At 61.0% G+C, this 23,673-nt stretch carries 23 protein-coding genes; 13 read left to right on the top strand and 10 right to left on the bottom strand.

Features of this window, described 5'->3' with window-relative positions; translation table 11 throughout:
• Window positions 1-157 precede the first annotated feature (157 nt).
• The gene (locus tag K5E37_RS20530; protein ID WP_221534991.1) at window positions 158-1,699 is read left to right on the top strand and encodes a HAMP domain-containing sensor histidine kinase; all 1,542 of its coding nucleotides are present in this window, start codon (window positions 158-160) and stop codon (window positions 1,697-1,699) included.
• A gap of 157 nt (window positions 1,700-1,856) precedes the next feature.
• Here the strand turns inward: K5E37_RS20530 and K5E37_RS20525 are convergent, their stop codons facing one another.
• The 4 genes from K5E37_RS20525 to glyQ all read right to left on the bottom strand — a co-directional run bounded on the left by K5E37_RS20525 (window position 1,857) and on the right by glyQ (window position 6,267).
• A complete protein-coding gene (locus K5E37_RS20525) occupies window positions 1,857-2,636 on the bottom strand; it encodes a 1-acyl-sn-glycerol-3-phosphate acyltransferase (RefSeq protein ID WP_221534990.1) in 780 nt (259 codons plus the stop codon).
• 82 nt (window positions 2,637-2,718) lie between these two features.
• Window positions 2,719-3,258, bottom strand: a complete 540-nt coding sequence (gene gmhB, locus K5E37_RS20520; RefSeq protein ID WP_164872121.1) for a D-glycero-beta-D-manno-heptose 1,7-bisphosphate 7-phosphatase — start codon at window positions 3,256-3,258, stop codon at window positions 2,719-2,721.
• Window positions 3,259-3,262: 4 nt separating this feature from the next.
• Complete coding sequence (gene glyS / locus K5E37_RS20515) at window positions 3,263-5,317, bottom strand: glycine--tRNA ligase subunit beta (RefSeq protein WP_007954113.1); 2,055 nt, start codon at window positions 5,315-5,317, stop codon at window positions 3,263-3,265.
• Window positions 5,314-6,267, bottom strand: a complete 954-nt coding sequence (gene glyQ, locus K5E37_RS20510; RefSeq protein ID WP_003187265.1) for a glycine--tRNA ligase subunit alpha — start codon at window positions 6,265-6,267, stop codon at window positions 5,314-5,316. Before glyQ ends, glyS begins: the two co-directional genes overlap by 4 nt.
• An 81-nt stretch (window positions 6,268-6,348) precedes the next feature.
• On the opposite strand from glyQ, the gene tag reads away from it, so the two are divergent.
• Both tag and K5E37_RS20500 read left to right on the top strand, forming a co-directional pair.
• Window positions 6,349-6,906: a DNA-3-methyladenine glycosylase I gene (tag, locus tag K5E37_RS20505; RefSeq protein WP_085606328.1), complete on the top strand. Its 558-nt coding sequence runs from the start codon at window positions 6,349-6,351 to the stop codon at window positions 6,904-6,906.
• Window positions 6,907-6,946: 40 nt separating this feature from the next.
• Window positions 6,947-7,834 (top strand): lysophospholipid acyltransferase, encoded by an 888-nt coding sequence (locus tag K5E37_RS20500; RefSeq protein ID WP_085606330.1) that lies wholly within the window; start codon window positions 6,947-6,949, stop codon window positions 7,832-7,834.
• A 51-nt stretch (window positions 7,835-7,885) separates the two neighbouring features.
• Here the strand turns inward: K5E37_RS20500 and K5E37_RS20495 are convergent, their stop codons facing one another.
• Genes K5E37_RS20495 through def form a run of 5 tightly spaced genes read right to left on the bottom strand, consistent with a single transcriptional unit; the run spans window position 7,886 to window position 12,449 of the window.
• Window positions 7,886-8,200 carry a tetratricopeptide repeat protein gene (locus K5E37_RS20495; RefSeq protein WP_085606332.1) on the bottom strand — a complete coding sequence of 105 codons (315 nt, stop codon included), beginning with the start codon at window positions 8,198-8,200 and terminating at the stop codon, window positions 7,886-7,888.
• A gap of 20 nt (window positions 8,201-8,220) precedes the next feature.
• Window positions 8,221-9,597, bottom strand: a complete 1,377-nt coding sequence (gene trkA / locus K5E37_RS20490) for a Trk system potassium transporter TrkA (protein WP_085606334.1) — start codon at window positions 9,595-9,597, stop codon at window positions 8,221-8,223.
• A gap of 22 nt (window positions 9,598-9,619) precedes the next feature.
• On the bottom strand, window positions 9,620-10,930 hold the full coding sequence (rsmB, locus tag K5E37_RS20485) for a 16S rRNA (cytosine(967)-C(5))-methyltransferase RsmB (protein WP_085606336.1): 1,311 nt from the start codon (window positions 10,928-10,930) through the stop codon (window positions 9,620-9,622).
• Window positions 10,927-11,886 carry a methionyl-tRNA formyltransferase gene (gene fmt / locus K5E37_RS20480; protein WP_221534989.1) on the bottom strand — a complete coding sequence of 320 codons (960 nt, stop codon included), beginning with the start codon at window positions 11,884-11,886 and terminating at the stop codon, window positions 10,927-10,929. Before fmt ends, rsmB begins: the two co-directional genes overlap by 4 nt.
• 56 nt (window positions 11,887-11,942) lie before the next feature.
• Window positions 11,943-12,449, bottom strand: a complete 507-nt coding sequence (gene def / locus K5E37_RS20475; RefSeq protein WP_007954104.1) for a peptide deformylase — start codon at window positions 12,447-12,449, stop codon at window positions 11,943-11,945.
• 169 nt (window positions 12,450-12,618) lie between these two features.
• Here def and K5E37_RS20470 point away from each other — a divergent pair, with 169 nt between their 5' ends.
• The 8 genes from K5E37_RS20470 (at window position 12,619) to K5E37_RS20435 (ending at window position 20,772) form a co-directional block, all read left to right on the top strand.
• On the top strand, window positions 12,619-13,644 hold the full coding sequence (locus tag K5E37_RS20470; protein WP_007954103.1) for a LysM peptidoglycan-binding domain-containing protein: 1,026 nt from the start codon (window positions 12,619-12,621) through the stop codon (window positions 13,642-13,644).
• A 79-nt stretch (window positions 13,645-13,723) separates the two neighbouring features.
• Window positions 13,724-14,824: a DNA-processing protein DprA gene (gene dprA / locus K5E37_RS20465; RefSeq protein WP_221534988.1), complete on the top strand. Its 1,101-nt coding sequence runs from the start codon at window positions 13,724-13,726 to the stop codon at window positions 14,822-14,824.
• A gap of 54 nt (window positions 14,825-14,878) precedes the next feature.
• A complete protein-coding gene (locus K5E37_RS20460) occupies window positions 14,879-15,436 on the top strand; it encodes an L-threonylcarbamoyladenylate synthase (protein ID WP_221534987.1) in 558 nt (185 codons plus the stop codon).
• Window positions 15,437-15,707: 271 nt separating this feature from the next.
• Window positions 15,708-16,379: a hypothetical protein gene (locus K5E37_RS20455; RefSeq protein WP_221534986.1), complete on the top strand. Its 672-nt coding sequence runs from the start codon at window positions 15,708-15,710 to the stop codon at window positions 16,377-16,379.
• Complete coding sequence (locus K5E37_RS20450; RefSeq protein WP_221534985.1) at window positions 16,357-17,091, top strand: iron-containing redox enzyme family protein; 735 nt, start codon at window positions 16,357-16,359, stop codon at window positions 17,089-17,091. The genes K5E37_RS20455 and K5E37_RS20450 overlap by 23 nt, the downstream gene beginning before the upstream one ends.
• Window positions 17,092-17,133: 42 nt before the next feature.
• Window positions 17,134-18,228, top strand: a complete 1,095-nt coding sequence (locus tag K5E37_RS20445; protein ID WP_221534984.1) for a DUF3419 family protein — start codon at window positions 17,134-17,136, stop codon at window positions 18,226-18,228.
• Window positions 18,225-19,493: an aminotransferase class I/II-fold pyridoxal phosphate-dependent enzyme gene (locus tag K5E37_RS20440; RefSeq protein WP_221534983.1), complete on the top strand. Its 1,269-nt coding sequence runs from the start codon at window positions 18,225-18,227 to the stop codon at window positions 19,491-19,493. Before K5E37_RS20445 ends, K5E37_RS20440 begins: the two co-directional genes overlap by 4 nt.
• Window positions 19,483-20,772 (top strand): phenylacetate--CoA ligase family protein, encoded by a 1,290-nt coding sequence (locus K5E37_RS20435; protein ID WP_221534982.1) that lies wholly within the window; start codon window positions 19,483-19,485, stop codon window positions 20,770-20,772. Before K5E37_RS20440 ends, K5E37_RS20435 begins: the two co-directional genes overlap by 11 nt.
• Before the next feature lie 23 nt (window positions 20,773-20,795).
• On the opposite strand, the gene K5E37_RS20430 is transcribed toward K5E37_RS20435, so the two are convergent.
• Window positions 20,796-21,773 (bottom strand): NADPH:quinone reductase, encoded by a 978-nt coding sequence (locus tag K5E37_RS20430; RefSeq protein WP_011331749.1) that lies wholly within the window; start codon window positions 21,771-21,773, stop codon window positions 20,796-20,798.
• A gap of 147 nt (window positions 21,774-21,920) precedes the next feature.
• Between K5E37_RS20430 and hemF the strand changes: the two genes are divergently transcribed.
• A complete protein-coding gene (hemF, locus tag K5E37_RS20425; RefSeq protein WP_007954079.1) occupies window positions 21,921-22,835 on the top strand; it encodes an oxygen-dependent coproporphyrinogen oxidase in 915 nt (304 codons plus the stop codon).
• Between the two features lie 9 nt (window positions 22,836-22,844).
• Window positions 22,845-23,666, top strand: a complete 822-nt coding sequence (gene aroE, locus K5E37_RS20420; protein ID WP_221534981.1) for a shikimate dehydrogenase — start codon at window positions 22,845-22,847, stop codon at window positions 23,664-23,666.
• Window positions 23,667-23,673 lie beyond the last annotated feature (7 nt).

Here is a 23,673-nt window from a genome sequence, read left to right as displayed (position 1 = left end):
TTCCTTGTCGCTCGGGCAATGGGTGCCGACCGGATCGGCTGACTCCATGCAGTGAAAGTAAGCGGCACGCCGTGGGGTGAGCCGCTATGATTCTTCGGGTCTACGTCCTCAGACCGGCCGCCTATGAAACCATTCAACCCGCCCTGCCCTGTTTCCCATGAATAACCAGCGCCGACACGAAAGCCGCGTACCCAGCCAGGTTCAGCGTTTGTTCCGGCAACTGGTGCGCGAGTGGGTGTGGATAAGTCTAGTGCTGTTGCCGCTGACTGCACTGCTTTCCTGGCGCGCGCAGATCAATTTGCATGATCCGGCGCCGTTGATGGGCGCGGGACTCTCGGTAGCCATGGTCGCGTGTGTACTTGGATTGCTGCTGTGGCGTCCGCGTCTGGCGCTCTGGCTGACATTGGGCGGAATTGCCTGCGTGCTGTTGACCAGTGCAGGCCTGGCTGAAATGCGGCGTTGGTGGTCGCCGACGCCTGCGGCGCTCGGCATGCTGTTCGGCTATCTGATCTGGAACTGGCGGCGCCTGAGTGTGGTGCTCACTTACTTCGGCTGGGAGCTGGCGCGGCTGGACAGTGAGCCGAAAGTCTTTCCCGAACGACGTCGGGCGCAGTTTCCCAGCGCCGACCGCTTGCAGGGGCAGATCATGGCGCTTGAGCAAGCCATGAGCCGCACCCGCGATACCCGCCGGTTCATTGCCGACGGGCTGGAGTATCTGCCGGTCGCAACGCTGATCAGCGATCCTCGAGGACAAGTCTTGTTGGGCAACCGCAAGGCCCGGAGCCTGTTCGATCACAATCTGGTGGGCGAGGATGTGCTTGATCAACTGGCGAGCCTGGGCTATCCGGAGTTGTCCACAGAGCCGCGCCCGCCGCTATCCGAGCTGCCTCTGCTGGAGTTTCGGGACCACAAGGAACGTAGCCTGCGCCTGGAGCGCGCCGCGCTGTTGCCAGTCGATGGCGACCTGCCGATCGGCTGGCTCTTGAGTCTCACTGACTTGAGCGCCGAACGCGCCGCCGAGGAACAGCGCGGTGTGCTGTTGCGCTTTCTGTCCCACGACCTGCGTGCCCCTCATTCGGCGATTCTTGCCCTGCTCGAGGTACACCGGCATCAAACGGGAACGGATTCGCCGCTGTTCGAACAGATTGAGCGCCAGGTACGCCGGGCGCTGGAACTCACCGACGGCTTCGTTCTGCTGGCCCGGGCCGAATCCGAGGCGTATCAGTTTCAACCGAGCCTGTTCGGGATGCTGGTCATGGACGTGCTGGATCAGGCATTGCCCATCGCCCAGCAAAAACGCATCGAGCTCTCGAGTGACATGGACGAACAATCCCAGGAGCGCTTGATCCTGGCCGATCAGGGCTTGCTGACCCGTGCACTGTTCAACCTGCTGGAAAATGCAATCAAGTACAGCCCTGCCGGATCCAGGGTCGACATGCGTGTCAGCTGCCACGATGACTGGCTGAGTTGTGAACTGACCGATCAAGGCAAAGGCATCGCTGCAGAGGAACTGCCCGATCTGTTCAGCCAGTACCGGCGCTTTTCTTCTGCACAGGGCATCGACGGTGTGGGCCTGGGATTGTCGATGGTCAAAGCCGTGGTGGATCACCATGGCGGCCGGATCGAATGCCTGAGCGTGGTCGATCAAGGCACGACGTTCCGTCTGGAGCTGCCGCTGATCGCCGAAGAGCAGGCATAAAAAAACCGGCTATATCAGCCGGTTTCCTTACTTCCGAAAAAAACTTATGCACCTTTTACGGCGTTTTATCAGTTTCGGAAATATATAAGTAAATCAGTCACTTAATTTGATAATTCGGGACTTTGCGAACAAACCGTACACAGGTTATCCACAAATCTCAGACAGCGATCTGATCGTTTGCAGCCGGCGCCTCAGGGGCCGGGGGCAGCGAGCCCAATTCCCGTTGGGTCTTCTCGTTCCAAGCCTGCACCCGATCATTCAGATCGGCGATGGCGCGGGGGCCACTGCCCTCGGCATACATCGGCTCCCCGATCACCACAGTGATTACGCCGGGCTTTTTACCCCAACCGATTTTCGGCCAGAACTTGCCGGCATTGTGCGCAATCGGCAGCACCGGAAGCGCCGCATTCACCGCCAACGCGCTGCCACTCCGGGAGAACTTGCCGATGGTGCCGTGGGGAACGCGAGTGCCTTCAGGGAAGATCAGCACCCAGACATTGTCCTTGAGCAGCTCGTCACCCTTCGCAGCCACTTGCTTGAGGGCGGCTTTCGGGTTGTCGCGGTCAATCGCGATCGGCCGCAGCATGGCCATCGCCCAGCCGAAGAACGGCACATACAGCAATTCGCGCTTGAGCACCTGGCTCAAGGGCGAGAAATAAGCGGAGAGAAAGAACGTCTCCCAGGTGCTCTGGTGGTTCGACTGAATCACGCAGGGCCGGTCAGGCACGTTTTCCGCGCCTTTGACTTCGTAACGGATACCGAGGAACACCTTGGTCAACCACAAGGCGCAACGGCACCAGTACACATTGATGAAGCGATAGCGCGCCTTGAACGGCAGAAAGGGCGCGATAAAAAAGCTCAGGCTGCACCACAGCAGAGCAGTGGTGCCCAGCAGCAGGTAAAAGAGGAAGATTCTGATGGCCTGCAGTATCGACATGGCGACGTTTACCGTTACGGGCAATGCCCGACTGTTCAAGCGCACTCCCGATCAATCCCTGGTCAGGAACTTCAGAAGCACTCTAGTTGTGGATAAGTTCTGCGGCAATCGCCGCGAGATCGTCAAAAATCAGGGTGCCCACCGGCAAGGTCTTGGCCTGAGTCTTTTCGCCTTTCCCGGTCTTTACCAAAACGGGCTGTGAATCGACGGCTTTGGCGGCCTCCAGGTCACCAAGGCTGTCACCGACGAACCAGACATTCGTCAGCGCGACGTTGTAATGCTGCGCGATGGTTTTCAACATCCCCGGTTTCGGCTTGCGGCAGTCGCAACCCTCGTCCGGCCCATGCGGGCAATACACGATCAGCCCGACTTCACCGCCCTGCTCCGCCACCAGTTCGCGCAGGCGCGCGTGCATGGCATCGAGGGTGGCGAGGTCGTAGTAGCCGCGAGCAATGCCCGACTGGTTGGTGGCGACCGCCACCGTCCAGCCGGCCTTGCTCAACTGCGCAATCGCTTCGATCGAGCCGGGCAGCGGAATCCACTCCTCCACCGACTTGATGTAAGCGTCGGAGTCGTAATTGATCACTCCGTCCCGATCGAGAATCAGCAGTTTCAACAGCAATCCCTCAACCCAGCAGCGAAATGTCGGCAACGCCCAGGAACAGGCCACGCAGACGCGCCAGCAGCGCGTAACGGTTGGCCCGTACATTGGCGTCTTCGGCATTGACCATCACCGCGTCGAAGAATGCGTCGACCGGCTCGCGCAGGGCGGCCAGACGTGCCAGCGATTCGTTGTACTGACGCGCCGCGGCCATTGGCTGTACAGCCTGGTCCGCTTGCTGGATCGCCGAGTACAGGGAGAACTCGTTGGCGTTGTCGAAGTACTTGGCCTGGACTTCGGTCGGCACCGAGCCTTCCACCTTGCTCAGCAGGTTCGACACACGCTTGTTCACCGCCGCCAGCGCTGCCGCTTCCGGCAGTTTGCGGAAGGCTTGAACCGCTTGCACACGCTGGTCGAAGTCCAGCGCCGAACCCGGCTTCAGGGCACGTACCGACAGGTAGGTGGCGACATCCACGCCTTCGTCTTCGTAACGCGCACGCAGACGGTCGAAGATGAATTCCAGCACCGCGTCGTTCAGGCCGGCAGCCTTGACCTTGGCACCGAACGCATTCACGGCGAAAGCCACGGCGTCGTTCAGGTCCAGATCCAGTTGTTTCTCGATCAGGATCCGCAGCACGCCCAGTGCCGCACGGCGCAGGGCATACGGGTCTTTGCTGCCGGTCGGCAGCATGCCGATGCCGAAGATGCCGACCAGGGTGTCGAGCTTGTCGGCGATGGCCACGGCCGCACCGGTCAGAGTGGCAGGCAGTTCAGCGCCGGCACCGCGCGGCATGTACTGCTCGTTCAGCGCCAGGGCAACGTCTTCCGGCTCGCCGTCATTGAGGGCGTAGTAGTAGCCGGCGACACCTTGCATCTCCGGGAACTCGCCGACCATTTCGGTGGCCAGGTCGCACTTCGAAAGCAAACCTGCACGGGCAGCCCACGAAGCGTTGCCGCCGATGCGTGCGGCGATGTACGCGGCCAGTTTCGAAACACGTTCGGCCTTGTCGTAGACGCTGCCGAGTTTTTCCTGGAACACCACATTCTGCAGGCGATCGTTGAACGCTTCGAGCTTCTGCTTCTTGTCCTGCTTGAAGAAGAACTCGGCGTCGGTCAGACGTGGGCGAACCACCTTCTCGTTACCGGCGATGATCTGCTGCGGGTCTTTGGATTCGATGTTGGCCACAGTGATGAAACGCGGCAGCAACTTGCCGTCGGCATCCAGCAGGCAGAAGTACTTCTGGTTGTCCTGCATGGTGGTGATCAGCGCTTCCTGCGGCACGTCGAGGAAACGTTCCTCGAACGAGCACACCAGCGGCACCGGCCACTCGACCAGCGCGGTCACTTCGTCGAGCAGCGCCGGCGGCACGATCGCGGTGCCTTCCTGACGGGTCGCCAGCTCTTCGGTGCGCTTGCTGATGATTTCACGACGCTCGTTGGCGTCGGCCAGTACGTAAGCGGCACGCAGGTCGGCCAAGTAGCTCGACGGCGAACCGATGCGCACGCTTTCCGGGTGGTGGAAGCGGTGGCCACGGGACTCACGGCCAGCCTTCTGCGCGAGGATCGTGCAGTCGATGACCTGGTCGCCGAGCAGCATTACCAGCCACTGGGTCGGACGCACGAACTCTTCCTTGCGCGCACCCCAACGCATGCGTTTCGGGATCGGCAGGTCGTTAAGCGAGTCTTCGACGATGGTCGGCAGCAGGCTGGCGGTCGGCTTGCCGGCGATGTTCTGGCTGTAGCGCAGTTTCGGACCGCTCTGGTCGATTTCGCTCAGCTCGACGCCGCACTTCTTGGCAAAACCCAGTGCCGCTTGAGTCGGGTTGCCTTCAGCATCGAACGCGGCCTGACGTGGCGGGCCGTCGAGGTTGATGCTGCGATCCGGCTGCTGGGTGGCCAGCGCGGTGATCAGCACAGCCAGACGACGCGGCGCGGCGTAGACGGTTTTGGTCTCGTAATTCAGACCGGCAGCTTGCAGGCCCTTGTCGATACCGGCCAGGAACGCTTCGGCCAGGGTGTTCAGGGCTTTGGGTGGCAGTTCTTCGGTGCCCAGTTCAACCAGAAAATCTTGAGCACTCATTGTGCAGCCTCCAGCTTGGCCAGTACTTCGTCACGCAGGTCCGGGGTTGCCATCGGGAAGCCCAGCTTGGCGCGGGCCAGCAGGTAGGCTTGGGCGACGGAACGCGCCAGGGTGCGAACGCGCAGAATGTATTGCTGACGCGCAGTTACCGAGATCGCCCGGCGCGCATCCAGCAGGTTGAAGGTGTGCGAGGCCTTCAGGACCATTTCGTAGCTTGGCAACGGCAGCGGCTGGTCGAGTTCGATCAGGCGCTTGGCTTCGCTTTCATAGAAATCGAACAGTTCGAACAGCTTGTCGACGTTGGCGTGTTCGAAGTTGTAGGTGGACTGCTCCACTTCGTTCTGGTGGAACACGTCGCCGTAGGTCACTTTGCCGAACGGACCGTCAGCCCAGACCAGGTCGTAGACCGAGTCCACGCCCTGCAGGTACATGGCCAGACGCTCCAGACCGTAGGTGATCTCGCCGGTCACCGGGTAGCACTCGATGCCGCCCGCCTGCTGGAAGTACGTGAACTGGGTCACTTCCATGCCGTTCAGCCAGACTTCCCAGCCCAGACCCCAGGCGCCGAGGGTCGGCGATTCCCAGTTGTCTTCGACGAAGCGGATGTCGTGGACCAGCGGGTCCAGGCCGACATGCTTGAGGGAGCCCAGGTACAGCTCCTGGAAGTTGTCCGGGTTCGGCTTCAGGACAACCTGGAACTGGTAGTAGTGCTGCAGACGGTTCGGGTTTTCGCCGTAACGGCCGTCAGTCGGACGGCGGCTTGGCTGCACGTAAGCGGCGTTCCAGGTTTCCGGGCCGATGGCGCGCAGGAATGTCGCGGTGTGGAAAGTGCCGGCGCCTACTTCCATATCGTAGGGCTGAAGTACCACACAACCTTGCTCGGCCCAGTATTGCTGGAGCGCGAGGATCAAGTCTTGGAAGGTACGCACGGCTGGCGTAGGCTGGCTCACGAAATTCACCTGTTTCTTGGGCTGCGATTTAAAGAGCGGGAGTATACCCGATTCAGTCGCACCTCCACCCCCTGGAGCCTTATGCCACGCTGCTTTTGGTGCAACGAAGATCCGCTGTACATGGCTTACCACGATCAGGAGTGGGGCACGCCGCTACGCGATGCGCAGGGTTTGTTCGAGTTGCTTTTGCTCGAAGGGTTCCAGGCCGGGCTTTCGTGGATCACCGTGCTGCGCAAGCGCGAGCGGTATCGCGAGGTGTTGTTCGGCTTCGACGTACAGCGCGTGGCGCAGATGAGCGACGCTGAAATCGACGAATTGATGCTCGATCCGGGGATCATCCGCAACCGCCTCAAGCTCAATGCCGCCCGGCGCAACGCCCAGGCCTGGCTGGCGCTGGAAGATCCGGTGACCTTCCTCTGGTCGTTTGTTGATAACCGCCCGGTGATCAATCATTTCAAGGATCGCAGCGAAGTCCCGGCCATCACCCCGCAAGCCGTGGCCATGAGCAAAGGCCTGAAAAAGGCCGGTTTCACCTTCGTCGGTCCGACCATCTGCTACGCGCTGATGCAGGCCTCTGGCATGGTCATGGACCACACTCAGGACTGCGACCGCTACGCGCAGCTCGTCAACGCCGGTTAGAATGGCCGCCTCGCGCACAGCACAAGATCAGGAGTGACCTGTGGAAAAGTTTAAAGGCGCCATGCTGGTTGGCGCTCTGCGGCTGTTTGCCATGCTTCCGTGGCGGGCCGTGCAGGCCGTGGGTTCGGCGATCGGCTGGATCATGTGGAAAACCCCCAACCGTTCCCGCGATGTGGTGCGGATCAACCTGGCCAAATGTTTTCCACAGATGGACCCGGCCGAACGTGAGCGTCTGGTCGGCCAGAGCCTGAAAGACATCGGCAAGTCCCTGACCGAAAGCGCCTGCGCCTGGATCTGGCCGGCCCAGCGTTCCATCGACCTGGTGCGCGAAGTCGAAGGCCTCGAAGTGCTGAAAGAAGCGCTGGCCTCGGGCAAGGGCGTGGTCGGCATCACCAGCCACCTGGGCAACTGGGAAGTGCTTAACCACTTCTATTGCAGCCAGTGCAAACCGATCATTTTCTACCGGCCGCCGAAGCTCAAGGCTGTGGATGAATTGCTGCGCAAACAACGCGTGCAACTGGGCAACAAAGTCGCCGCGTCGACCAAGGAAGGCATCCTCAGCGTCATCAAGGAAGTGCGCAAGGGCGGTCAGGTGGGGATTCCAGCGGACCCGGAACCGGCCGAATCCGCCGGGATCTTCGTGCCCTTCTTCGCGACTCAGGCCCTGACCAGCAAGTTCGTGCCGAACATGCTCGCTGGCGGCAAAGCCGTCGGGGTGTTCCTGCATGCCCTGCGTCTGCCGGACGGTTCCGGTTACAAGGTGATCCTCGAAGCGGCGCCGGAAGCCATGTACAGCACCGACACCGAAACCTCCTGCGCAGCGATGAGTAAAGTCGTCGAGCGTTATGTGGCGGCTTACCCGAGCCAGTACATGTGGAGCATGAAACGCTTCAAGAAGCGTCCGCCGGGCGAGGCGCGCTGGTACTGATCGGCGATGGGCGTTTGTGGATAACCTGACCAAACAGGTTATCCACAGCCGTCACGGCTTCTGCCGTTCGAGCTTCTTCAGAAACACCGTCATTTCCTTCTCGGCCTGCTTGTCGCCATGGACCCGGGCCGCTTCGAGCCCCTGCTCCCATGCCTGTCGTGCCGCTGGCAGATCCCCAAGCGCCAACTGCGCCTTTCCCAACAATTTCCACGCCGCCGAGTATTTCGGATCGAAGCCGACGCAACGCTGGAAATGCTCTGCCGCCTTCGCGTTCTCCCCCAGATCCAGATAACCCTTGCCGAGGCCGAAGCGCAGCAGCGAGTTATCCACACCCTTGGCGAGCATTTTTTCCAGGGATTCGATCATCGGTCTCGCCTCTTGGTCGGTCAGAAGAAACTCAGGCCCACGTGGAACAGCTTCTCCACATCGCGAATATGCTTTTTATCCACAAGGAACAGAATCACATGGTCGCCCGCTGCAATCACCGTGTCGTCGTGGGCAATGATCACTTCTTCATCGCGGATGATCGCGCCGATGGTGGTCCCCGGCGGCAGCGCGATGTTTTCGATGGCCTTGCCGATGACCTTGCTCGACTTCGAGTCGCCATGAGCAACTGCTTCGATGGCCTCCGCCGCGCCCCGACGCAATGAGTGCACGCTGACGATATCGCCGCGCCGCACGTGGGCCAGCAAGGTGCCGATGGTCGCCAGTTGCGGGCTGATGGCGATGTCGATGTCGCCGCCCTGGATCAGGTCGACGTAGGCCGGGTTGTTGATGATCGTCATCACCTTCTTCGCGCCCAGACGCTTGGCCAGCAGCGACGACATGATGTTGGCTTCGTCATCGTTGGTCAGGGCAAGGAAGATGTCTGCGTCGGCAATGTTCTCTTCCAGCAGCAGGTCGCGATCCGACGCGCTGCCCTGCAGCACCACGGTGCTGTCGAGGGTATCGGAGAGATAACGGCAGCGCGCCGGGTTCATCTCGATGATCTTTACCTGATAACGGCTTTCGATGGCCTCGGCCAGCCGCTCGCCAATCTGCCCGCCGCCGGCGATGACGATGCGTTTGTAGCTTTCATCGAGCCGGCGCATTTCGCTCATCACGGCTCGAATGTTCGCACGGGCGGCGATGAAGAAGACTTCGTCGTCCGCCTCGATCACCGTATCGCCCTGGGGAAGAATCGGTCGGTCACGACGGAAAATCGCGGCCACTCGCGTTTCCACGTTCGGCATGTGTTCGCGCAGCTGGCGCAGTTGCTGCCCCACCAGCGGTCCGCCGTAATAAGCGCGCACCGCGACGAGTTGCGCCTGGCCTTCGGCGAAGTCGATCACCTGCAAGGCGCCGGGATGCTGGATCAGTCGCTTGATGTAGTTGGTGACGACCTGCTCGGGACTGATCAGCACGTCTACCGGAATCGCCTCGTTCTGGAACAGTTGCTCCTCGCGGGTCAGGTACGACGCTTCGCGCACCCGGGCAATCTTGGTCGGGGTGTGGAACAGGGTGTGGGCGACCTGGCAGGCGACCATGTTGGTTTCGTCGCTGTTGGTCACCGCGACCAGCATGTCGGCGTCGTCGGCACCGGCCTGACGCAGAATGTTCGGCAACGAGCCACGGCCCTGCACGGTGCGGATGTCGAGGCGATCGCCAAGATCGCGCAGACGGTCGCCGTCAGTGTCGACCACCGTGATGTCGTTGGCCTCGCTGGCCAGATGTTCAGCCAGCGAACCGCCGACCTGTCCCGCACCGAGGATGATGATTTTCATCCAGTCACTCCATTGAATCCGTTTAGCCGCGCGCGGCAGCGATCTTGATCAGCTTGGCGTAGTAGAACCCGTCATGCCCGCCCTGCCGGGCCAGCAATTGGCGACCATGGGGCTGCTTGATCCCGGCGGCGGTGGCCAGATCCAGCTCCCGTGCGCCCGGCGTACGCTCAAGGAACGCGGCGATCACTTCGGTGTTCTCGGTCGGCAAGGTCGAGCAGGTGGCGTACAGCAGGATGCCGCCCACTTCGAGGGTTTTCCACATCGCGTCGAGCAGTTCGCCTTGCAGTTGCGCGAGGGCGGCGATGTCGTCGGCCTGACGGGTCAGCTTGATGTCCGGGTGACGGCGGATCACCCCGGTGGCCGAGCACGGCGCGTCAAGCAGGATGCGCTGGAACGGCTTGCCGTCCCACCAGGCTGCCGTGTCGCGACCGTCGGCGGCGATCAGTTCAGCATTCAGACCGAGGCGTTCGAGGTTTTCTTTCACCCGCACCAGACGCTTGGCTTCCAGATCCACCGCCACCACGCCGGCCAGTGCCGGTTCGGCTTCGAGGATGTGGCACGTCTTGCCGCCAGGCGCGCAGCAGGCGTCCAGCACTCGCTGGCCCGGCGCGAGGTCGAGCAGGTCGGCGGCCAGTTGCGCGGCTTCGTCCTGCACGCTGATCCAGCCTTCGGCGAAACCCGGCAGGCTGCGCACATCGGCAGCAGCATCCAGCACGATGCCGTCGCGGCTGAAAGTGCACGGCTGCGCGGCGATCCCGGCTTCAGTCAGCAGACCCAGGTACGCGTCACGGCTGTGATGACGGCGGTTGACCCGCAGAATCATCGGCGGATGCGCGTTGTTGGCTTCGCAGATGGCTTCCCATTGCTCAGGCCAGAAGGCCTTCAGGGATTTTTGCAGCCAGCGCGGGTGGGCGGTGCGCACCACCGGATCGCGTTCCAGTTCGGCGAAGATCGCCTCATGTTCGCGCTGGGCATTGCGCAGTACGGCGTTGAGCAAGCCCTTGGCCCACGGCTTTTTCAGCTTGTCGGCGCAACCGACGGTTTCGCCAATGGCGGCGTGCGGCGGGACGCGGGTGTAGAGCAGTTGATAGAGGCCGACCAGCAGCAATGCCTCGACATCGGCGTCGGCAGCCTTGAACGGCTTCTGCAGCAGTTTTTCCGCCAGCGCCGACAAGCGTGGCTGCCAACGGGCGGTGCCGAACGCCAGGTCCTGGGTGAAACCGCGATCGCGATCTTCGACCTTGTCCAGTTGCGTCGGCAGGGAGCTGTTGAGCGAAGCCTTGCCGCTCAGGACAGCGGCGAGTGCCTTGGCGGCGGCCAGACGCGGGTTCATTGCGCGTCCACCGCTGCGCCCAGCACGATGCCTGTGGCGAATTTCTCACGACGGCTGTTGAACAGATCGCTGAAGTTCAGCGCCTTGCCGCCGGGCAATTGCAGGCGGGTCAGGCACAGCGCCTGTTCGCCACAGGCGACAAGCAGACCGTCCTTGCTGGCGCCGAGAATCGTGCCCGGTGCGCCTTTACCCTCGGCGAGTGTCGCCGCCAGCACTTTCAGCGCTTCTCCGTTGAGCGTGCTGTGGGTGATCGGCCATGGATTGAAGGCACGGACCAGACGTTCCAGCTCAACGGCCGGGCGGCTCCAGTCGATGCGCGCTTCGTCCTTGTTCAGTTTGTGCGCGTAGGTGGCGAGTTCATCATTCTGCACTTCGCCTTCCAGGGTGCCGGCGGCCAGACCGGCAATCGCCTGCACCACGGCGGGCGGGCCCATTTCGGCTAGGCGATCATGGAGGCTGCCGCCGGTGTCTTCGGCGCTGATCGGGGTCACGACCTTGAGCAGCATCGGCCCGGTATCGAGGCCGGCCTCCATGCGCATCACGGTCACGCCGCTTTCGGCGTCGCCCGCTTCCACGGCGCGCTGGATCGGCGCCGCACCGCGCCAGCGTGGCAGCAGCGAGGCGTGGCTGTTGATGCAACCCAGGCGCGGAATATCCAGCACCGCTTGCGGCAGGATCAGGCCGTAGGCGACCACCACCATCAAGTCAGGCTTCAGTGCAGCGAGCTCGGCCTGAGCGTCGGCGTTGCGCAGGGTCGGCGGCTGCAACACCTGGATATTGTTTTCCAACGCTAACTGTTTGACCGGGCTCGGCATCAGTTTTTGCCCACGACCGGCCGGGCGATCCGGTTGGGTGTAGACCGCAACGATCTCGTAAAGGCTGTCCAGCAGGGCCTTGAGGTGTTCGGCGGCGAATTCCGGGGTGCCGGCAAAAACGATGCGCAGTGGCTCAGTCATGGGGGAGTCTCATAAAAAGAAAAAGGCTTGCCGCAGCAAGCCTTTGGAGAGGGGCATCAAGCGTTCTGGCGGTGCTGCTTTTCCAGTTTCTTCTTGATCCGGTCGCGTTTGAGCGTGGACAGGTAATCGACGAACAACTTGCCGTTGAGGTGGTCGCATTCGTGCTGGATGCACACCGCGAGCAGGCCTTCGGCGATCAGTTCATAAGGCTTGCCGTCACGGTCCAGAGCCTTGATCTTGACCTTCTGCGGGCGGTCGACGTTTTCGTAGAAACCCGGCACCGAGAGGCAGCCTTCCTGGTATTGCTCCATTTCGTCGGTCAGCGATTCGAACTCGGGGTTGATGAACACCCGCGGTTCGGTGCGGTCTTCGGAAAGGTCCATCACGACGATACGTTTGTGCACGTTGACCTGGGTCGCGGCAAGGCCGATGCCCGGCGCTTCATACATTGTTTCAAACATGTCATCGACCAGCTGACGCACTTCGTCGTCCACTACAGCCACAGGTTTGGCGATAGTGCGCAGACGCGGGTCCGGAAATTCGAGGATGTTCAAAATGGCCATAAGCTTGATTGCTGCACGTGTGAGGTAAAGTCGGGCGATGGCCTGGCGGGTCCGAAGATGCAGGCTACCGTTGTGAAACGTAGCTCCTTGATTTTCAGCATAGAGCAGGGAGCGAGCCACGGGGGCTCTGGCGTTTCACGCGAACGCACATAATAAAGGGATTCACCGCATGAGGAAATCACTACTCGCCCTGCTGTTTCTGGCCTCGGCCGGCGCCGCGCACGGGCAAGTGCAACTCAAGGAAGGTTTTCCACAGCAATACACGGTGGTTTCGGGGGATACGCTCTGGGACATCTCCGGTAAATATTTGCGCGAACCCTGGCAGTGGCCGCAGCTGTGGCGGGCCAATCCGCAGATCGAAAACCCTAACCTGATCTATCCGGGCGACACGCTGACGCTCAGTTACGTCAACGGTCAGCCGCGCCTGACCGTCAATCGCGGCGAGTCGCGCGGCACCATCAAGCTGTCGCCGCGCATCCGCACCAGTCCGGTAGCCGAGGCGATTCCGAGCATTCCGCTCAAATCCATTAACAGCTTTCTGCTGAGCAACCGCATCGTCGACAAGGTCGAGGACTTCGACAAGGCGCCGTACATCGTCGCCGGCGATGCCGAACGGGTGCTCAGCGGCACCGGCGACCGGATCTTCGCCCGTGGCCATTTCGACCCGAACCAGCCGGTCTACGGCATCTTCCGCCAGGGCAAGGTCTACACCGATCCGCAGAGCAAGGAGTTTCTGGGGATCAACGCCGACGACATCGGCGGCGGTGAGATTGTCGCCACTGAAGGTGACGTCGCCACCCTCGCCCTGCAACGCACGACTCAGGAAGTGCGCCTGGGCGACCGCTTGTTCAGCGGCGAAGAGCGTTCGATAAACTCGACCTTCATGCCCAGCGCTCCCACCACCGACATCAACGGCCTGATCATCGATGTGCCGCGCGGCGTCACACAGATCGGCGCGATGGACGTGGTGACCCTGAACAAGGGCAAACGCGACGGCCTGGCCGAGGGCAACGTGCTGGTGGTGATGAAAACCGGCGAAACCGTGCGTGACCGGATCACTGGCCAGCCGCTGAAAATCCCCGATGAACGTGCCGGATTGCTGATGGTGTTCCGCACCTACGACAAACTCAGTTACGGCCTCGTGCTGAACGCATCGCGCTCGCTCGCGGTGCTGGACAAGGTGCGAAATCCTTAGCTGGCTTCACAAGTTACCAACAGAGTTATCCACAGCTTGTTCCGAAAGGTTCGGGCCTTATAACGATCAAGGATGATCCATGATGATGCCTGTCTCTCCATCGGTTTCGCCTGCGGAACTGGAAGCGCGCCTGCGCCTGCACCGCTTGCCGGAAATCGGTCCCAAGCGTTTCACCAAACTGCTCGAAGCCTTCGGCTCTGCCTCAAAGGCTATCAGCGCTCCCGCCAGTGCCTGGCGCTCGCTGGGTTTGCCGGCGGCCAGCGCCGAGGCCCGACGCTGCCCTGAAGTTCGCGACGGCGCCAGCCACGCATTGCGCTGGCTAGAGCGTCCGGATCAACATTTGCTGATGTGGGATCACCCGGATTATCCGGCTTTGTTGGCGCAGATTCCCGACCCACCGCCCCTGCTGTTTGTCGCTGGCGACCCACGAATTCTGGAAAAACCGCAACTGGCGATGGTCGGCAGTCGCCGCGCCTCCCGCCCGGGCATGGACACTGCCGCTGCGTTTTCCCGCAGTCTCGCGGGGGCCGGATTCGTCATCACCAGCGGTCTGGCGCTGGGCATCGATGCCGCGGCGCATCAAGCCGCTGTCGACATCGGCGGGCAAACGGTCGGCGTGCTCGGTACCGGTCTGGAAAACTTTTATCCACAGCGCAACCGGCGGCTGGCGGACGTGATGATTGCGTCCGGCAGCGCAGTGCTTTCGGAATTCCCTCTGGACACCGGGCCGACGGCGAGCAACTTCCCGAGACGCAACCGGATCATCAGCGGTTTGTCCCTCGGCGTGCTGGTGGTCGAGGCCAGTGTCGCCAGTGGTTCGTTGATCACCGCACGGCTGGCGGCGGAACAGGGGCGCGAGGTGTACGCCATTCCCGGTTCGATTCATCACCCCGGCGCCCGGGGCTGTCATCAACTGATCCGTGACGGCGCCGTGCTGGTGGAAACCATCGAGCACATTCTCGAAGCCCTGCGCGGCTGGCAGCATCTGCCGGTATCCACCGCCGCAGCGAATCCGGAGAACCGGTTGTTGAGCTTGCTGCACGCGGCGCCGCACACCAGCGAGGGCCTGGCCGACAGCAGTGGCTGGGCGCTGCCCAAAGTGCTGGCGGCGCTGACCGAACTGGAGATGGATGGCCGCGCGGTGTGTGAAAACGGCCGCTGGTTTGCGCGCGTGAGCTAGGTTTTGCATTGAAGATCGGTAAACTGCGCGAAACCTGTTTGCGGAGAGTTTTTCATGGTCAACAGTTGGCGTGTGCAACAAGCCGCACGAGAGATTCGCGCCGGGGCGGTGATTGCCTATCCAACCGAAGCCGTCTGGGGGCTGGGGTGCGATCCTTGGAATGAAGAAGCGGTGGATCGTCTGTTGGCGATCAAGAACCGTTCGGTGGACAAGGGGCTGATCCTGGTTGCCGACAACATTCGTCAGTTCGATTTTCTGTTCGAGGATTTCCCCCAGGGCTGGATCGACCGCATGGCCAGCACCTGGCCGGGCCCGAACACTTGGCTGGTGCCGCACCAGAACCTGCTGCCGGAGTGGGTGACCGGGGTGCATGACACCGTGGCACTGCGGGTCAGCGATCATCCGCAGGTGCGGGATCTGTGCTCGCTGGTAGGGCCGTTGATTTCGACGTCGGCCAATCCGCAGGGGCGGCCGGCGGCGAAGAGTCGCTTGCGGGTCGAGCAATATTTCCGAGGTCAGGTCGATCTGGTGCTCGGCGGAGCGCTTGGCGGTCGCAAGAACCCGAGCCTGATTCGGGATCTGGCCACCGGCAATATCGTGCGCCCGGCCTGATACCACCCGTGGTTAATTTCGTGAGTACTCCTCGGCTTTCATGGCGAGGAGTACTACGCGTGCCTGCGATTTTTCCTTCATTTAGCTGAAGTTATAGCCCCGCGTTTTGTTTGAATTTTTCCTTTCTACGTCAGATGAATCTTTAAGTATTCAATTGTTGTAATTTTTCCGACGTTATTCTCAGAAGCCACACAGTGGCGATTTTTCTAAAACCATTCATTATTTCAATGCGCTCAGAAAACTTCGAAAAGTTAACGGCTGCGGAGAAGAAATGGATATCAGGGATTCGCAATTAACGGATTATCTGCAGGAGATTCAGACGACCTTTAAAAGGCGTCATGAAAACTATCGCATCGTTATTCTTGAAGTAGGATCAGATACACGAGAGTTTGAACGGTTTGTTTCCCGTCATTTTCGATTGCGATTGCAACACTACATGTTGACACCCAGAGCCAGGTCACTTGAAACACGCCTGGCGATTATTTCGCGCAGTACCCACTTTCTGTTGTATCAGCACGACAGGCCCACGGCCGTATTGAGAGTGACCCCTGCGCCGTTCGAATGGGCCTCACTGGCGCAGCAGCAACTGTCTCCCGCCACGACGCTGTCGCGCCATGTCGAGTTCAGTCGCTTGATCAGTCACTCGCAAACTCAGTTCCCCATGTCGATCAACGGCCTGCTGGCCGCTGCCACGGAATGGGCGGTCACGCGGGGTTATGAGGGCGTTACCGCGCTCTGCCGATCACCGCAGCGGCGACTGTTCCAGCGCTTCGGCCTGACGCCCATCACCACCGACGCCCTGCGTATCGAACAACGCCAACGCGGCGATTACTGGCTGCTCTCGGCTCAATGGCAGCAAATCCTCACAGCACTTCAACAGTCCGCCCACCTGCTCGCTAACCCATTGGAGACCCCCGTTGATGAATACGCCTCTCAGTTTTGAACAGCAATTAAGCCTGCTCGATGAGCGAATCGAAAAGTCATGGGCCGATATTCTGGAAAGTTCGCGGTTGGTGAATGCCATCCGCGAAGGTAGCGTTTCAAGAGCCTTATATGCGATCTATATGATCCAGACTTTTCACTACACGGCGCACAATGCGCGAAATCAAGGACTGGTGGGTGTTAGACATGCGGATAATCCGGTGTATGCCAAGTTCTGCTTTGAACATGCGGCACAGGAAGTCGGTCATGAAAAAATGGCACTGCATGATGTCATGAGCCTTGGTTTGAAGAATGAAGTGTTTGATATTCCGCCTGCACTACCGGCCACTGATGTGCTGATCGCTTATTTATATTGGATTTCCTTTACCGGTAACCCGCTACAACGGCTTGGTTATAGTTATTGGGCAGAAAACGCCTACCAGTTCATCACTCCCCTCATTGATAGCCTGAGTGAAACGCTGGCGCTCAAACCCGCGCAACTGACCTTCTTCATTGCGCATTCCGACATTGATATCGAGCACTTCAACGAAATCAAATTGATGCTGCAGCGCACCTGCAAGCGTCAGGAAGACTGGGATGCGATAGCCACTGTGATGGAAACCAGCCTGCGCCTGACCGGCAACATGCTCGAGGCGGTTTATCAGCAGTTCGAGGCCTGGCAAAACGGGCTGGCGCCCCGCTATGACTTCCTCCATGCGCTGGACAACCAATGAAGGCCGCCTGCCCATGTTCAGATCAGATGGCTGGAGGCAGACATGGCTGATTATTTCGACCGGCTCAACTACACGCTCGGGGATGAGGACACCGCGCTTGAGTACGCGATCCTGCCCAGACGTGCCGGACACGTGCTGGGTATCGCCGGATGCGGCGGCCGGCTGTTGCCTTTATTGGCCGCCGCCCCGGCACGCATGACCTGTACCGATATCAGCGCGCCGCAACTGGCGTTCACCCGATTGCGTTTTGCCCTGCTGGAACAGACCGATCACGAGTCGTTCATGGCGTTCATGGGCTATCGAATGGAAAGTATGCGGGCGCGACGCCGCTCCATTTTCCAGCAACTGGTTTTACCGTCGGCGGATCGTCGCTGGCTTTCCGCGTTCTTCCAGTTCCGACGTTGGGAAGCACCGATTTACATGGGCGCATTCGAGCAGACCTTGAAGCGGTTGGCGAAGATCACCGGACTGTTTACCGGCAAGGCTGGCCGGGGCATTTTTCAGTTCAGCCAGCTCGAGGAGCAAACGGAATATTACCGAAACCGCTTTCCGCTCAAGCGCTGGAAAGCCGTGATCGCTTTGCTGGGAAACGCAGCAGTCCTCAATTCGCTGCTGTACAAAGGCGCGTTTCCACCCAACAACCTGGGGATCAGCTCCCGCGCGGCGTATCTGGAAATTTTCCATACGTTGTTCACCACTCAGGTGGTCCGCGAGAGCTTTTTCCTGCAAATGCTGTTTTTCGGTGAGCTGCGTTATCCACAAGGCTTTCCGCTGGAGTGCGATCCTGCAATTTTCCAGCGGGCTCGTGAGGGACTTCAGCAGTGCGAGTTACGTGTGGTGCAGGCCGACATCCTCGACTGTGTTGCCGGGGAAACAGCCATCGATTTCGTATCGCTGTCGGACGTGCCTTCCTTTATGCCCGAAGCGGCCGGAAAAAATGTCCTGCAGCGCCTGGCTCCAGCTCTGTCGGAAAACGCACAAGTGGTCATGCGGGGGCATTTGCATGTGGTGCGGCCCGATTGCGCAGGTTTCTGCGACATCACCCAACAGTACCAGGCAGACATTGCGCGAGAAAAAACCCAGCTCTGGCATGTCCAGGTCTATCGCCGCACACCCTCTTTGCAGGTATCCCGATGAACACTTTTCAACCGACCGTCAATTGGGTCAAAAACCGTGTCCGGCAAGCGCGTGACGATCAGCAACAGCTATTCGATGCGGGGCTGAATGGCCTGAAGCTGGCTAAACGTGAAGGCAAAGAGATCAAGCTCGAAAGCGGTGAACGGCTGACCGAGTTTCTCTCGTGTTCTTATCTGGGGCTTGAGTGTGATCCTCGCTTGATCCAAGGAGCGGTGAGCGCCGTGGAGTCTTTCGGCGTGCAGTTCGCCGCCGCACGAACCCGGGCCCTGTTGCCACCCATGCGTGAGCTGGATGAACTGCTCAACCGGATATTTCAGGGGCATACGGTCACCTTCAACTCGGTGGGCAGTGCGCATCTTGGTTGTCTGCCGCTGCTCGGCTCCGGTGAGATGCCTTCGTATCCCATGCGTCGTGGCCCGTGCTGGATTGTCGACCGTGGCGCTCATGCTTCGATGCAAGTGCTGCAAGGCATTCTCTGGCAATTCGGGCCGATACAGCGCCGCGATTGCAGCGATGTAGAGCAGGTGGAAGAAGCGTGCTCGACGGCAGTCGCGGCGGGTAATACGCCCATCATCCTGACCGATAGCATTGGCTCGATGCGCGGTGTGTACCCGATCAATCGCCTGCTGCAACTGGCGGAGCGTTTCGACGGTTATCTCTATGCGGATGACGCCCACGGTACCTCGATCCATGGCGTGGCCGGAGGTGGTTACGCGCTGGACGCGGCGGATGAACGACAGCGTGGCCGGCTGATCCTGCTGTCGTCGTTGTCCAAGGCCTTCGGCGCAACCGGTGGGGCGATTACTGTGCGCACCGAAGCCGATGCGGAGATGATTCGGCGCCATGCATCGACCTATACGTTTGGCGGACCATTGTCCGTTGGCGGGGTGGGCGCGGCAGTCGCTTCGGGGAAAATTCATTTGTCGCCGGAACTGGGTCAGTTGCAGGTGGCGTTGTGGAGAAATATCGCCACGATCGACCGTTTGCTGGGGCCAGTGCTGGGCAATCATCACGTCGCGTCCCCCATTCGTTTTATCCGCGTCGGGGCCGAGAGAGATGCGATCAGCCTGGCGCAGCATTTGCGCCGGCAAGGTATGGCGGTCACTACCGCGTTGTTTCCGGTGGTGGCCAAGGGCGAGGCGATTTTGCGTCTGGCCATCAGCGCGAGCCACAGTCAGCACCAGTTGGAGTCTCTGGCGAACGCCGTCCGTAGCGGATTCGATGAGCTGGGCATTCGTCAGGGAGGGCGCGGCCATGAGCAATGAACTCGTCACGGATGTATCGGCCGAGGCCTTCGCGCGTAAATTGGCTCACGCGCGTTCACTGCCATGGTTCCATGCGCTGTATCCGCGAATCCTTGAAGTACAGGGATTGGCCGATTTGCATCGATTGCCGGTTCTGGCGGTGGAAGACGAGTCCGGCGGCGGGCTGTTTTCCGCGCTCGGTGAAGCTTCACATCGAGCACCGGGTGGCGGGCTGACCCTGACCTCGGGAGGCAGCACCGGCAATCGCAAACAGATCAGCCATTCCTGGGCGTTCAACGCTGCAATCGTGCCCTTGGGAGCACGGATGTTCGGGGTGACGGACGAACGACCTGAATCGGTCATCAACTGCCTGACGGCCGGGGAAATGCAGGGTGCTTTTCAATACGCGTCAGCCATCGTCCAGCACATTGGCGCACGCTTGTTGCCTGCCGGTTCACAGATGGGCGTGCAGCGCGTCGCCGAGCTGATTCAGACACACAAGGCCGATGCGTTGATATGCACACCCTCCTTCGCCGCTGCTTTGTTCAATCATGAAACAGCCGGATTGGGCAGCCTGAAGTGGCTCTACTACATTGGAGAACCTTCTAGTAAAACGCTGCGCGACCAATTGGCCCGGGACTGGCCGGCGCTGAAGATCCGCTCGTTGGGCTACAGCTCGACGGAGACCGGCCCCATCGGTTTTCAGTGCGCCCATCTGGAGCACGGTTTTTATCACCTGCATGCCGACGCCATGCTGCTCGAAGTGGTTGATCCGCTGACCCTCCAAGCTGTGGCTGAAGAGCAAACCGGTGAGTTTCTGCTGACGCCACTGCTGCCCGATCACGTGCCGCTGTTGCGCTACCGGATCGGGGATCGTGGGCGAGTCCTGCGCACAGTAAAGAAGTGTGCCTGTGGCAGTTCCATGCCGGTTCTGGCCCTTGAGGGGCGGGTCGAGTCATCGATCAAGCTGGGTGGCGCGCTCATCACTCAGTCACAGGTATTGCACGTACTCCGGCAGCTTTTGCCTGGATTGAACGCTACAGACGTCCAGGTGCAGATTGATCGACAGCCCGAGGGAGCACGTATGCATCTGGTCCTCGCTGAGGACACACTGACAGCCGACACACGAAGCGTCATTGAAGATGCGTTGCAGGTCGAAGGGCAGGCCAGCGCATTGCTCAGGTTGCCCGGTGTGCTGGGGCTGGAGGTGAAGCGTCTTGCTCGTCAGGAGTTCGAAACCACCCTGGCCGGCAAGACGCCGTTTTTTGTGACGTTTGAACAGACCCCGGCACCGTCATGAAGATGGGACGAGGTCATCGGTGGTCAGGGCAGCAGGACAGTGGAGCCCGTGGTTCGCCGCGCCGACAGCTCGGTCTGCGCTTTGGCCGCGTCAGCCAGTGGATAACGCTGGCTGATATCCACTTTCAGCTTGCCGCTGGTGATCATCCCGAACAGCTCGTCGGCCATGCGCTGCAGGTTTTCGGCGTTGTTGGCGTAGGTCGCCAGGGTCGGCCGGGTGACGTACAGCGAACCCTTCGCCGCCAGAATCCCCAGGTTCACGCCGTCCACCGCGCCCGACGCGTTGCCGAAGCTCACCAGCAGGCCACGGGGCGCCACGCTGTCCAGCGAAGCCGGCCAGGTGTCCTTGCCGACGCCGTCGTAGACCACCGGGACTTTTTTCCCGTCGGTCAATTCCAGCACCCGTTGGGCGACGTTTTCGTGGCTGTAGTCGATGGTTTCCCAGGCGCCATGGGCCTTGGCCAGATCGGCTTTCGCTTTCGAGCTGACGGTGCCGATCAGCTTCACGCCCAGGGCTTTGGCCCATTGGCAGGCGAGCAAGCCGACACCGCCGGCCGCTGCGTGGAACAGAATAGTTTCGCCACCCTTGAGTTCGTAGGTCTGGCGCAGCAGGTATTGCACGGTCAGGCCCTTGAGCATCACGCCGGCGGCGGTTTCAAAGCTGATGGCGTCCGGCAGGTGCACCAGATTCGCTTCCGGCAGGACGTGGACGTCGCTGTATGCACCCAGCGGACCGCTGCCATAAGCTACGCGGTCACCGACCTTGAACCGAGTGACCTCGCTGCCAACGGCCTCGACAATACCGGCGCCTTCCGCACCCACGCCCGACGGCAACGCCGGTGGTGCGTACAGACCGCTGCGATAGTAGGTGTCGATGAAGTTCAGGCCGATGGCCTTGTTGCTCACGCGAACCTGCTGCGGACCGGGTTCGGCGGGTTGATAGTCAACGTACTCGAGCACTTCGGGGCCGCCGTGGGCGCGGAACTGGATTCGCTTGGCCATCTGCCTACTCCTTGGGTCATTTGGGAAGGTCCCTATCGAACGCTCATGCTTGATCTTCGTCAACTGCGGCGTGCCGGTTTGCGATGGTATGCTACGCGCCCATTTGCGCGGGGCGCCGCGCAGTTCCGCCCGATCCAAGGTGAAGCCATGACGACCCGCACCGACGCCGTAAAGGCCTATCTGCTCGACCTGCAAGACCGCATCTGCGCCGCGCTGGAAACTGAAGACGGCGGCACGCGCTTCGTCGAAGACGCCTGGACCCGTCCGGCCGGCGGTGGTGGTCGGACCCGGGTAATCGAGAACGGCACGGTGATCGAAAAGGGCGGCGTCAACTTTTCCCACGTCTTCGGCAGTGGCCTGCCACCGTCCGCCAGTGCCCATCGGCCGGAGCTGGCCGGGCGTGGTTTCGAAGCCCTTGGCGTGTCGTTGGTGATCCACCCGCACAACCCGCATGTGCCGACGTCCCACGCCAACGTGCGTTTTTTCATCGCCGAGAAGGAAGGTGAAGAGCCGGTCTGGTGGTTCGGCGGTGGCTTCGACCTGACTCCGTACTACGGCAACGAAGAAGACTGCATCCACTGGCACCGCGTAGCCGAACAGGCCTGCGCGCCGTTCGGCCCGGACGTCTACCCGCGCTACAAGGCCTGGTGCGACACCTATTTCCACATCAAGCATCGCCACGAGCCGCGCGGCATCGGTGGCCTGTTCTTCGATGACCTGAACGAGTGGGACTTCGACACCAGTTTCGCCTTCATGCGCGCCATCGGCGATGCGTACATCGACGCTTACCTGCCGATCGTGCAGCGCCGCAAGAACGACGCCTTCACCGCCAAGCAGCGCGAGTTCCAGGAATTCCGTCGCGGCCGCTATGTCGAGTTCAACCTGGTTTACGACCGTGGCACCCTGTTCGGCCTGCAATCGGGCGGGCGTACCGAGTCAATCCTGATGTCGCTGCCGCCGCAAGTGCGCTGGGCCTACGACTGGAAAGCCGAGCCGGGTAGCGAAGAAGCACGCCTGACCGAGTACTTCCTGCAAGACCGCGACTGGCTGGCCCAGGCCTGAGGACTTCTGATGGATCGTTACGTCGTTTTCGGTAACCCGATCGGCCACAGCAAGTCGCCGATGATTCACAAACTGTTCGCCGAACAGACCGGGCAGAGTCTCGACTACAGCACCCTGCTGGCGCCGCTCGAGGACTTTTCCGGCTGCGCCACGGCGTTTTTCCAGGAAGGTCGCGGCGCCAACGTGACCGTGCCGTTCAAGGAAGATGCTTATCGTCTGGCCAACAACCTGACCGCCCGCGCCGAACGCGCGGGTGCGGTGAACACCCTGAGCAAACTGGCCGATGGCAGTCTCCTCGGCGATAACACCGACGGCGCCGGTCTGGTGCGGGATTTGACGGTCAACGCCGGGTTCAGCCTCACCGGCAAACGCATTCTGCTGCTCGGTGCCGGTGGCGCGGTACGCGGTGCGCTGGAGCCGTTGCTGGCGGAAAAACCAGCCTCGGTGATCATCGCCAACCGCACGGTGGACAAGGCCGAGCTGCTGGCCGAACTGTTTTGTGATCTGGGGCCGGTGTCGGCCAGTGGTTACGACTGGTTGCGCGAACCGGTGGACGTGATCATCAACGCCACCTCCGCCAGCCTCACCGGCGACGTGCCGCCGATTGCCCCAAGCCTGATCGAGCCGGGCAAGACCCTGTGCTACGACATGATGTACGGCAAGGAACCGACCGCGTTCTGCCGGTGGGCCAGCGAGCACGGCGCGGGTGTGGTGATGGACGGCTTGGGCATGCTGGCCGAGCAGGCTGCCGAAGCCTTCTTCCTGTGGCGCGGCGTGCGCCCGGACACTGCGCCGGTTCTGGCGGAATTGCGTCGGCAGTTGGCACTGTAAGGCGCCC

Origin of the sequence: Pseudomonas sp. RIT778 (assembly GCF_019718735.1) — a bacterium.
In the GTDB taxonomy this organism is placed as follows: Bacteria; Pseudomonadota; Gammaproteobacteria; order Pseudomonadales; family Pseudomonadaceae; genus Aquipseudomonas; species Aquipseudomonas aphyarum.
Note: the sequence above shows the minus strand (reverse complement) of the source record. Positions and strands in the feature narration are given on the sequence as shown.